Origin of the sequence: Cyanobium sp. N5-Cardenillas (assembly GCF_024345515.1) — a bacterium.
Taxonomy (GTDB): domain Bacteria; phylum Cyanobacteriota; class Cyanobacteriia; order PCC-6307; family Cyanobiaceae; genus Cyanobium.
The window spans coordinates 1-8,735 of sequence record NZ_JAGQBG010000131.1; the positions used below are offsets into that span (position 1 = coordinate 1).

The following is an 8,735-nucleotide window of genomic DNA, read 5'->3' on the forward strand; positions in this document are numbered from 1 at the left end:
CCACCCGACTCGCTACGGCTGGCCGTGCCAGCCTCTGCGAGCGAGGGAACTCAAACGTTAGATGCGCACCAATCCACGAACATTAATTGAGTAACGCAATGAACAATGCTCGTCTCAGTCTCTTGGTATTTGGTCTCTATTTGGTCTTTGCAGTTGGTTTCGGATTCATGCTCATTCCGATGCCGATCCTGCACGTCTTTCAATTGACAGCTGGAGATGACCTATGGATTCGTTTTGTAGGAATGCTGGCATCAATCATCGGATTCTACTATCTACAAGCAGCCCGTTGCGGGCTAGACGAGTTTATTCCTTGGACTGTGCCCGGGCGGTATTACGCTGCAGGATTTATGATGTTGCTGGTCATATTGAGGATGATTGGCCCAAGCCTGCTGATCTTTGCATTCATTGATATTGCTGGTGCAACTTGGACTTGGCTGACGCTTCGTTCGAGCAAGAAGCATGAGGGCATCTAACATCAAGATCCACCTGTCACGCTTTCATTGAGGTGCTTGGGATTCGCTAAGATTCTTGCGTGCAGGTGATCTTGGCGTTAGAGGGATGGGGCGCAGGCAGCCGTGCCGAAGGATGGTATAGTCTCTGTATAGCCGCTTTAGGGGCATGCAGACGAAAGTCCAGAAATGGGGAAACAGCCTTGGCGTGAGGATTCCTCGCGGCTTGGCGGAAGAGGTGGGCTTGGGCGCTGGCACCGAAGTCAGCCTCACCGCAAAGGATGGTGAATTGGTCCTGAGGCCCTCACTGCCTACCCGGCTCCAACTCCAGGATCTTCTTTCTGGTATCACGCCAGCGAACATACACGCCTCGGTTGATACGGGGGATGCTGTTGGGGCCGAAGCATTCTGATGTCGTCTTCATATGTGCCTGACCGTGGTGATCTTGTGTGGCTGGAGTTCACACCACAAGCCGGAAGTGAGCAACGTGGAAGACGGCCAGCTCTTGTTCTATCACCAAAAGCCTACAATGGAAAAGTAGGGCTAGCCTTGTTTTGTCCTGTTACATCTAAGATAAAGGGATACCCGTTCGAGGTGGCGCTGCCTGATGAATACGACGTGAGTGGGGTTGTCCTGTCCGATCAGTTGAAGAGCCTTGACTGGCGATCGAGGAAAGCGAAGTTCATCGAGCGGGTATCCTCAGATGTAATGGCGATGGTAACTGCGAGGGTGTTAACACTTCTTGAGCCTGACACTCCTGCCACTCTCTAACACCGCCATGCACCTGACCCGCCACCGCAAGGCTATCCTCTTCGTCGAGCACACCTTGCGGCCAGGTGATGGCGTGCGTTCAGGTTTCACACAAGCAAACACCTTGGCTCTCCTCAACTTCGCCTATGGCTCCAACATGCTCTCCGCAAGGATTCGCCAGCGTGTTCCTGGGGCGCAGCTGGTTGGCATCGCCACGTTGCACGGTCACGCCCTCCGCTGGCACAAGGTCGCCAAGGACGGATCAGGCAAGTGCGACATCGTCGCTTCAGAGCCAGGCTCCGTTGTCCATGGCGTTCTGTACGAGATTCCGTCCCATGAGAAGCAGCATCTGGACCGTGCCGAGGGTCTGGGCTTCGGTTACGAGGAGAAGGACGTCCTGGTCGAATGCAAGACGGGAATGCTCAAGGCTACGGCCTACGTCGCGACCCACGTTGATGAAAGCATCCTGCCATTCACGTGGTACAGGGCCCTTGTGATTGCAGGTGCTGTTGAGCACGGCCTGCCGATGGCGTACGTCAATGGGCTGCGCGCGATCGAGGCCAAGCTGGATGTCGACTTGCAGAGACACGCGCTGCATATGGCACTCGTAACCCATCGCTCACCCAGGCGTTGCCCAGAGTTTCCCTAACGCTTCAGATTGTCCAGGTTGGAAATGGTTCCCCGCCGTTCCGTTGCCCTTCGCCGAGTCGCGAAAGATCTGCTCCCTCTCCAGGCCGGGTGGTGTGTCGCCAAACGCATGGCCCAACCGCAAGGGGGAAGGACACTGGACTGGAAGGATTCTGATCGAAGCCGCGCCTGCCATCGATGACCATCGAACGGCTGGCTCCGCTTGTTGCCCTGGCACTGATCGACAGCACGAGCTTCGGCACGCTGCTGATTCCCCTGTGGCTGATGTTGGTCCCCGGTCGCCCGCGTTCGGGGAGGATTGTGTTGTTCCTTGGCACCGTCGCCGCGTTCTAGCTGCTGTTGGGGATGGCGTTGCTGCTTGGCGCCTCGATGTTGCTCGACATGTTGCAGGCGGCGGGAGACTCACAACCGCTGAGGATCGCCCAGCTGGTCGTCGGTATCGGACTGATGGCGCTCGGTGCACGCATGGAGCCCTGGACGATGGCGGGCAAGGAGCGTCGCGCCGCTCGCCGGGCGGCAAAGCAGGCCCGCTCCGGTTCGAGTCTCTTTGTGCGGATGCGGGGGTATGCGACCGATGCGTCAGCCCCCATCGGTGCGGTCGTCGTCTTTGCGTTGACGGCGGCTGTCATCGAGGCCGCTTCCATGGTCCCGTATTTGGCTGCTATCGGCCTGTTAACCGCCTCGGAGTTGTCACTGCTCGGGCGCAGTGTGGTGCTTTTCGGTTACTGTCTGGTGATGATCACACCAGCGTTACTGCTGCTGGTGGCGCGGCTATTCCTGCACGACGATGTCTCGCCTGTCTTGAACAGACTTGAGGCTTTTCTGTCCCGACATATGAACGGGGCGACGGCCTGGGTGGTTTTTCTCGTTGGCCTGTATCTGGCAGGCGACGGCTTGAACAGGCTTGTTCAGTCGTGATGTTGATGGCGTTGCTGGCCCGACAACGCCTTCCGGCGAACATCCGCCTCGAGCGATGAGTAAAGTGAGCCTGCCCGCAAAGGCGGCGGCTTCGGTCAAACGGTTGACGCACTTATGTTTGCGACTGGAGACACGATGAGCAAGTTGGATTCTCACGCGAAGCTGGATGCGATCTTCCAAGCGCATCTGCAGGCTGAACTCGCTGGCGACCTCGACCAGACGCTGGCGACCATGTCCCCAGATCCGCACCTGGTAAATGTTCCCACCATGCTGGGTGGGCAGGGTCCGCAGGGTGTTCGCAGGTTCTATGCCAAGCGGCTCATCGGTCAGTTCTTTCCGCCCGATGTCGCTTTTGAAACGGTTTCGCGAACCTATGGCGAGCAACGGCTCGTGGATGAACTGATCATCTCGTTCACGCATACCATCAAGATGGACCATATCCTGCCAGGGGTTGAACCGACGGGTCGAAAAGTTGAAGCCGTGTTTGTCGTGATCGTTGGATTCGAAAACGACAAGGTCGCCTATGAACACATCCTCTGGGACCAGGCGAGTGTTCTGGTGCAGTTGGGTTTGCTCGATCCGAAGGGTCTGCCCGTTGTTGGTGCCGGTGCCGCCGCCAAGTTGAGGAATCCAGCCCTGCCGGATCCGTTCTTCCATGAGGGCTGACGACTCAGTGCGCGGCAGCGGAGGCTGAGCGCTGGGCGGACCAGCAGCGCACTGTCACGACCTGATCAGCAGCACCCCTCACATTTGGAGCTTCTCGGGTCACTCCTTCCTGGCTCTCAATGCTCAGGCAGAGTATGCAACAGCTCTCTGGAGGGGAATAGAGTGCTGCAGATCGTCACCCTCCATGCGTATCGCGATTTCTGGATCCCACTCTCTGGGTAAATCCACAGTTGTCAACGATTGGGTCGCCTCCCAACCTGGTTTTCTCAGGGAAGAAGAGCCATATCGCGCCCTGGGCCTCTTCGGCCCTTATGAGATCAAGTTCCGCGAAGCCTCAACCAGGCTTCAGAACGGGATTCAGATGTACTACAACATCTCCCGAATCCACCGTTATTCGAGTACGTCTGACGATGTGATCTTCGATCGAGCGCCTGTTGATTATCTTGCCTATTCGCAATACACCGCCAACCAGGTCACCACCGACATCGACGACGCCTTCGTGGCCTCGATGGTGCCCGCCGTCAGGGAGTCGCTGGACCATCTCGACATCCTCGCCTTCGTACCGAAATCCGACGACTGGCCCGTGGCCATGGAGGAAGACGGGATCCGCCCGGTGGATCACGCCTACCGCGATGACGTGGACGCGATCTTCAAGCAGATCTATCGCGACGGTCGCTTCGATGTCATGCCCCGGGGGCATGCCCCACGGCTGATCGAGTTGGTCGGTCCAGCCGAGCAACGGCTGGACCAGCTGAAGCATGCCATCCGTGCTCTTCAGCAGGACTCCAGGTCTGCCTGATGGCCATGCCCCTGCAAGCAGCGATCTAACACGGACCTGCCGGTCAACGCTCCAGCGTCAAGATGGCAACCGTTGTGGCGAGATGGCGTGAATCAACCGCCCCTGACGGTGCGCCGAGCGACGGACACCGACCTGTCGGTGCTGGCCCGTTTCGGCTTTGCCCTCGGTCAGCTTCACGTTGGCTTTGATGGGGAGCGCTTCGCCGTGCCGCCGGGTGGCGAGGGCGCCTATGGGGCGTTCTTCCGGACGGAGCTCCAACGGCCGGAGGTCGTGCTGCTGATCGCCGAGGCGGGTCCCCAACCCGTGGGGTATGCCTTCGTGCGGATGGAGCCGATGAGCCTTGTGGAGCTGCGTGGTGCCGGAGCCTGGCTTCACGACATCTACGTGGATCCCCAGGCCAGGAGCGGCGGAATCGGCCGCCGTCTCCTCGAGGCGGCCAAGGAGGCGGCCCTCGCCCTGGGCTCCAGCAGCCTGATGCTCAGTGCGTCGTCGCAGAATGTCGCCGCCCGGAAACTGTTCGAGCGCGCCGGACTGCGCCCCACCATGGTCGAAATGCGGATCGAACTGGACGCGTGAAACGGGAGCTGCCCCTCAGCGACGACGCCGAGATCGAAAGGCTGGTCCGCGATTTCGAAGCCCTGTCCCTTCCCCGTGCCAACTGGACCCATCGCGCCCATCTCGCTGTCGGGGTCCACTACGTCCGCCACTGGGGCCTCGATGGCGCCCTGAAGCGGATGCGGGAGCGCATCCAGGCCTACAACCTGGCCTGCGGTGACCCCGACGGTTACAGCGAGGCGATCACCGCCTCCTATCTCTGCAGCATCGCTGCTGACATCAGCGGTGATGACCGCACGGTCTCCATGGCCGTACAGGTCGCTCGGCTGGAGAAGCGATGGCCTTCTGGGAGAACCCCACCGCCTTGGCCAGCGAGCCCGTGCTGATCGTCCGCTGGCCGGCCTAGGGACCGCCGATCAAGGGGACCAGCTGCTGCACCGCATCGCCGGCTTTCAGGGCCAGCAACGTGCCAGAGCCGCTGCAGTCTTCAGGCACCAGTTGATCGGCCTTGAGCCGCAGGCTGCGGGCCTCGCTTCCCTCCAGGGTCACGCCGATCACGGCGGCGTCGCCCGGCTGCAGATCCACCAGGCCATCGTCGCGCTCCAGGAAGCGCAGGCCGATCTGGCCCATGGCGCCCCGCTGGCAGGGCCGCAGGCTCTCGAGCTGCAGCCGCTTCACCTGGCCGCGGCGGCTGGCCAGCAGCACGTCCCGGCCTTGGCCGGCGCAGGCCGCCCCCACCACCCGTTCGCCCGGCAGCAGCCGCAGCAGCATCGGCCCCTGGGCCGTGCGGCCCAGCACCGGCAGGTTGCTGTCGTTGATCGCCAGCCGCAGCATCCGCCCCGTGCTGGTGGCCACCACCAGATCCTCCCCCTCCAGGCAGGGCACGACCCGCTGCAGAGCCACCCCCTCCTTCAGCTTCAGCACCGTGGCGGGCCGGCCCGACAGCTCCAGGAAATCCTCGATCGGCAGCCGCTTGAAGCGCCCATCGGTGCTCAGCAGCCCCAGGCTGCCGCTGGCGGGCTGCGGCAGCGGCAGCACCTGCACCACCGTCTCCCCCTGGAGGCTGTCGGGCAGGAAGCGTTCCAGCTTGCCGGGGTGCTGACCGGCGAATTCCCAGCGCAGCAGGGCCACCTTGCCGCTGGCGCTGAAGGCCAGCAGGGCCGGCTGCTCGGCCACCGGCAGGATCAGCAGCGCTGGCGGCGGCAGCTCGCCCAGTTCAGCGGCGTCATCGAGGTGAAGCCGCCCCAGCACCTGCGGCGTCACGATCCGCACGGCGCCATCGGTCTGGATCAGCAGCCGGCCATCGCCCGCCAAGGCCTCGAAGGCCTGCTGCCGCTGCAGTTCGGTGTTGGGCCGCACCGCCGCCGCCCGCTGGGCCACCAGGGCGTCGCCGCCCTCCACCAGGCGGGTACGACGGGGCGTGGCGTAACGCTTCTTGAGCCCCTTGAGCTCGCCCACCATCGTGTCGAGCAGGGTGTCGCGGTCGTCGCGCAGGTGCCGCAGCCGGGTGCGTTCCTCCTCCAGATCGGCCGCCTCCTTGCGCAGCCCCTCCTGCTCCAGGCCCGTGAGCCGCCGCAGCGGCATCGCCAGCACCGCATCGGCCTGGCGCTCGCTCAGGTCGAGGTGCACCTGCAGGCTGGCCCGGGCCGTGGCGGCATCCCTTGCCTCGCTGATCATCTCGATCACCCGCTTGAGGTCGTCGAGGGCCTTGATCAGGCCCTGCACCACCTCCAGCCGGTCTTCGCAACGCTTGAGCGCATGGTTGGTGCGCCGCAGGATCGTCAGCTCCCGGTACTCCAGGAACCGCAGCAGCAGCTGGCGCAGGTTCAGCTGCTGGGGCTGGCCGTTCACCAGCGTCAGCAGGATGGCGCCGAAATTGCTCTGCAGGGCCGTGCGGCGCTGCAGTTCCTCCAGCACCTTCTGGGGTTCGGCATCACGCCGCAGCTCGAGCACCACCCGCATCCCCTCGCGGTCGCGCTCGTCGCGGATGTCGGCGATGCCGCCGATCTTGCCGTCGTTCACCTGTTCGGCCAGCTTCTCGATCCAGCCCGCCTTGCTCAGCTGGTACGGAAGTTCCGTCACCACCACGGCGCCGCGGCGGTGGCGCCCCTTGCCCGGTTGCACCTCCTCGATGTGGGCCACGCCCCGCATCGGGATGCTGCCCCGCCCCGTGGCGTAGGTGTCGCGCACGCCGCTGCCCAGCAGCACCTCGCCGCCGGTGGGGAAATCCGGGCCCGGCACCATCGCCAGCAGCTTCTCCTCGGCCAGGTCGGGCTTGCGGATCAGGGCGATCAGCGCATCCACCACCTCGCCCAGGTTGTGGGGGGGAATGCTGGTGGCCATGCCCACGGCGATGCCGGTGCAGCCGTTCAGCAGCAGGAAGGGCAGCTGGGCCGGCAGCACCGTCGGCTCCTGCTGGGAGCCATCGAAGTTGGGGGCGAAATCGACCGTGTCGCTGCCGATCTCATCGAGCATCGCCTCGTTGGCGATCGGCGCCAGCCGGGTTTCCGTGTACCGCATCGCGGCCGGTGGATCGTCGTCCACCGAGCCGAAGTTGCCGTGGCCGTCCAGCAGCGGGTGGCGGCTGGCGAAGGTCTGCACCAGCCGCACCAGGGCGTCGTAGACGGCCTGGTCACCGTGGGGGTGGTACTTGCCCAGCACGTCGCCCACCACCCGGGCGCACTTGCGGTACGGCCGGTCCGGGGTCAGCCCCAGCTCGTGCATCGCGAACAGGATGCGGCGCTGCACCGGTTTGAGCCCGTCGCGCACGTCCGGCAGGGCCCGTCCCACGATCACGCTCATCGCGTACTCGAGGTAGGAGCGCTGCATCTCCTGATGCAGGGCGATCGGTTGGACGCGCTCGTCCGGCATCCGGTCCTGGGGGTCTGCGGCTCAGGGCGCTCAGCCTACAGATGGTGCCCGTGGCAACCAGCTCAGGAGTCGTCGCTGCTGCCGCCGTTGCCGTCACCGGCGGTGGCATTGGCCTGGGCCCGCTCCACGGCGGCCTTCAGCTCCGGCAGGGCCAGCAGCTGGGCGGTCACCGCCCGCAGCCGCGGCCCCCACAGCTGCTCCTTCTGGAAGCTGTCCTTGACGTAGTTGGGTTCCTCCGCCAGGGCGCTTTCGGCCAGCTTCAGGGCCTGGGCCCGCTCCGCCGGTCCACGCTCGAACAGCGCCGCCGCCAGGGCCAGGGAGGTTTCGGCGATGTCCGGCTTGATCTTCAGCACCCGCTGCCAGCGGCCGATGGCGTCGGCGGTGCGGCCGCTCTCGAACAGCACCAGGCCCTGGTTGTTGATCGCTTCCCAGAAGTCCTTGCGCAGCCCCGCGGCCTTCTCGAACGAGCCCAGGGCCGCGTCGCTGTTGCCCAGCAGGATCTGGGCATTGCCCAGATCGAAGTAGGCACCGGCGTTCTTGCCGTCCAGTTCAATCCCTTTGCGCAGCAGGCCGATGGCCTCCTGGGGCTTGCCGTTGCGCAGGGCCAGGGAGCCTTCGGCGAACCAGATGCCGGCGTTGTTGGGGTCCAGCTGCTTGGCCCGGGCCAGGGCCACCACCGCCTTCTCCATCTGGTTGCTGCGCAGTTCCGCCTCCGCCAGCAGCACCCAGCCGCGGGGGTCATCCGGCAGCAGCCGCACGGTCAGCTCCGCCAGCCGGGCGGCATCCTCCGCCTGGCCGAGGCGCAGCAGCCGTGCCGCCGCCTGGGCGATGCCCAGCCCCGCCCCCTCCAGTTCCTTTTCCTGGGGCAGGTACACGAACGGCACCAGTGCCTTGGCCGGTGCGGGGAGCACCGTCAGTGGCAAGGCCAGGCACAGGGAGGACATCAGTCGCCAGAACCGCCGGCCCACGCAATCACCCCGAATCGCCCCCAGCCTAGGGAGCCGCCCCCCTTTGTCCCCCACCGCCCGCCAGCGCCGCCCGGATGTTGCGCCGCCACATCGCCGGCCGGATCCGCCGCA

At 64.2% G+C, this 8,735-nt stretch carries 12 protein-coding genes; 10 read left to right on the forward strand and 2 right to left on the reverse strand.

Annotation, left to right across the window (positions count from 1 at the left end):
- Window positions 1–86 precede the first annotated feature (86 nt).
- The 10 genes from KBZ04_RS10960 (at window position 87) to KBZ04_RS11005 (ending at window position 5,171) form a co-directional block, all read left to right on the forward strand.
- Window positions 87–473, forward strand: coding sequence for a hypothetical protein (locus KBZ04_RS10960; protein ID WP_254991965.1), 387 nt, complete (start codon window positions 87–89; stop codon window positions 471–473).
- Window positions 474–618: 145 nt separating this feature from the next.
- A complete protein-coding gene (locus KBZ04_RS10965; RefSeq protein WP_254991966.1) occupies window positions 619–861 on the forward strand; it encodes an AbrB/MazE/SpoVT family DNA-binding domain-containing protein in 243 nt (80 codons plus the stop codon).
- Window positions 861–1,220: an endoribonuclease MazF gene (gene mazF / locus KBZ04_RS10970; RefSeq protein ID WP_254991967.1), complete on the forward strand. Its 360-nt coding sequence runs from the start codon at window positions 861–863 to the stop codon at window positions 1,218–1,220. Before KBZ04_RS10965 ends, mazF begins: the two co-directional genes overlap by 1 nt.
- A gap of 7 nt (window positions 1,221–1,227) precedes the next feature.
- The gene (locus KBZ04_RS10975) at window positions 1,228–1,848 is read left to right on the forward strand and encodes a gamma-glutamylcyclotransferase family protein (protein WP_254991968.1); all 621 of its coding nucleotides are present in this window, start codon (window positions 1,228–1,230) and stop codon (window positions 1,846–1,848) included.
- Between the two features lie 176 nt (window positions 1,849–2,024).
- Window positions 2,025–2,180: a hypothetical protein gene (locus tag KBZ04_RS10980; protein WP_254991969.1), complete on the forward strand. Its 156-nt coding sequence runs from the start codon at window positions 2,025–2,027 to the stop codon at window positions 2,178–2,180.
- A gap of 12 nt (window positions 2,181–2,192) precedes the next feature.
- On the forward strand, window positions 2,193–2,765 hold the full coding sequence (locus tag KBZ04_RS10985) for a GAP family protein (RefSeq protein WP_254991970.1): 573 nt from the start codon (window positions 2,193–2,195) through the stop codon (window positions 2,763–2,765).
- Window positions 2,766–2,900: 135 nt separating this feature from the next.
- The gene (locus tag KBZ04_RS10990) at window positions 2,901–3,431 is read left to right on the forward strand and encodes an ester cyclase (RefSeq protein WP_254991971.1); all 531 of its coding nucleotides are present in this window, start codon (window positions 2,901–2,903) and stop codon (window positions 3,429–3,431) included.
- A gap of 184 nt (window positions 3,432–3,615) precedes the next feature.
- Window positions 3,616–4,230, forward strand: a complete 615-nt coding sequence (locus KBZ04_RS10995) for an AAA family ATPase (protein WP_254991972.1) — start codon at window positions 3,616–3,618, stop codon at window positions 4,228–4,230.
- A gap of 87 nt (window positions 4,231–4,317) precedes the next feature.
- The gene (locus KBZ04_RS11000; protein ID WP_254991973.1) at window positions 4,318–4,806 is read left to right on the forward strand and encodes a GNAT family N-acetyltransferase; all 489 of its coding nucleotides are present in this window, start codon (window positions 4,318–4,320) and stop codon (window positions 4,804–4,806) included.
- On the forward strand, window positions 4,803–5,171 hold the full coding sequence (locus KBZ04_RS11005) for a hypothetical protein (protein ID WP_254991974.1): 369 nt from the start codon (window positions 4,803–4,805) through the stop codon (window positions 5,169–5,171). Before KBZ04_RS11000 ends, KBZ04_RS11005 begins: the two co-directional genes overlap by 4 nt.
- 16 nt (window positions 5,172–5,187) lie before the next feature.
- On the opposite strand, the gene KBZ04_RS11010 is transcribed toward KBZ04_RS11005, so the two are convergent.
- Together KBZ04_RS11010 and KBZ04_RS11015 are read right to left on the reverse strand one after the other, a co-directional pair.
- Window positions 5,188–7,656 carry a DNA topoisomerase (ATP-hydrolyzing) subunit A gene (locus KBZ04_RS11010; RefSeq protein ID WP_254991975.1) on the reverse strand — a complete coding sequence of 823 codons (2,469 nt, stop codon included), beginning with the start codon at window positions 7,654–7,656 and terminating at the stop codon, window positions 5,188–5,190.
- Window positions 7,657–7,718: 62 nt separating this feature from the next.
- Window positions 7,719–8,600 (reverse strand): tetratricopeptide repeat protein, encoded by an 882-nt coding sequence (locus KBZ04_RS11015; protein WP_254991976.1) that lies wholly within the window; start codon window positions 8,598–8,600, stop codon window positions 7,719–7,721.
- Between the last annotated feature and the right edge of the window lie 135 nt (window positions 8,601–8,735).

Coding starts and splice junctions, on each gene's coding strand:
- KBZ04_RS10965 (WP_254991966.1), top strand. CDS start 619: ATGCAGACGAAAGTCCAGAAATGGGGAAACAGCCTTGGCGTGAGGATT.
- mazF (WP_254991967.1), top strand. CDS start 861: ATGTCGTCTTCATATGTGCCTGACCGTGGTGATCTTGTGTGGCTGGAG.
- KBZ04_RS10975 (WP_254991968.1), top strand. CDS start 1,228: ATGCACCTGACCCGCCACCGCAAGGCTATCCTCTTCGTCGAGCACACC.
- KBZ04_RS10980 (WP_254991969.1), top strand. CDS start 2,025: ATGACCATCGAACGGCTGGCTCCGCTTGTTGCCCTGGCACTGATCGAC.
- KBZ04_RS10985 (WP_254991970.1), top strand. CDS start 2,193: ATGGCGTTGCTGCTTGGCGCCTCGATGTTGCTCGACATGTTGCAGGCG.
- KBZ04_RS10990 (WP_254991971.1), top strand. CDS start 2,901: ATGAGCAAGTTGGATTCTCACGCGAAGCTGGATGCGATCTTCCAAGCG.
- KBZ04_RS10995 (WP_254991972.1), top strand. CDS start 3,616: ATGCGTATCGCGATTTCTGGATCCCACTCTCTGGGTAAATCCACAGTT.
- KBZ04_RS11010 (WP_254991975.1), bottom strand. CDS start 7,656: ATGCCGGACGAGCGCGTCCAACCGATCGCCCTGCATCAGGAGATGCAG.
- KBZ04_RS11015 (WP_254991976.1), bottom strand. CDS start 8,600: ATGTCCTCCCTGTGCCTGGCCTTGCCACTGACGGTGCTCCCCGCACCG.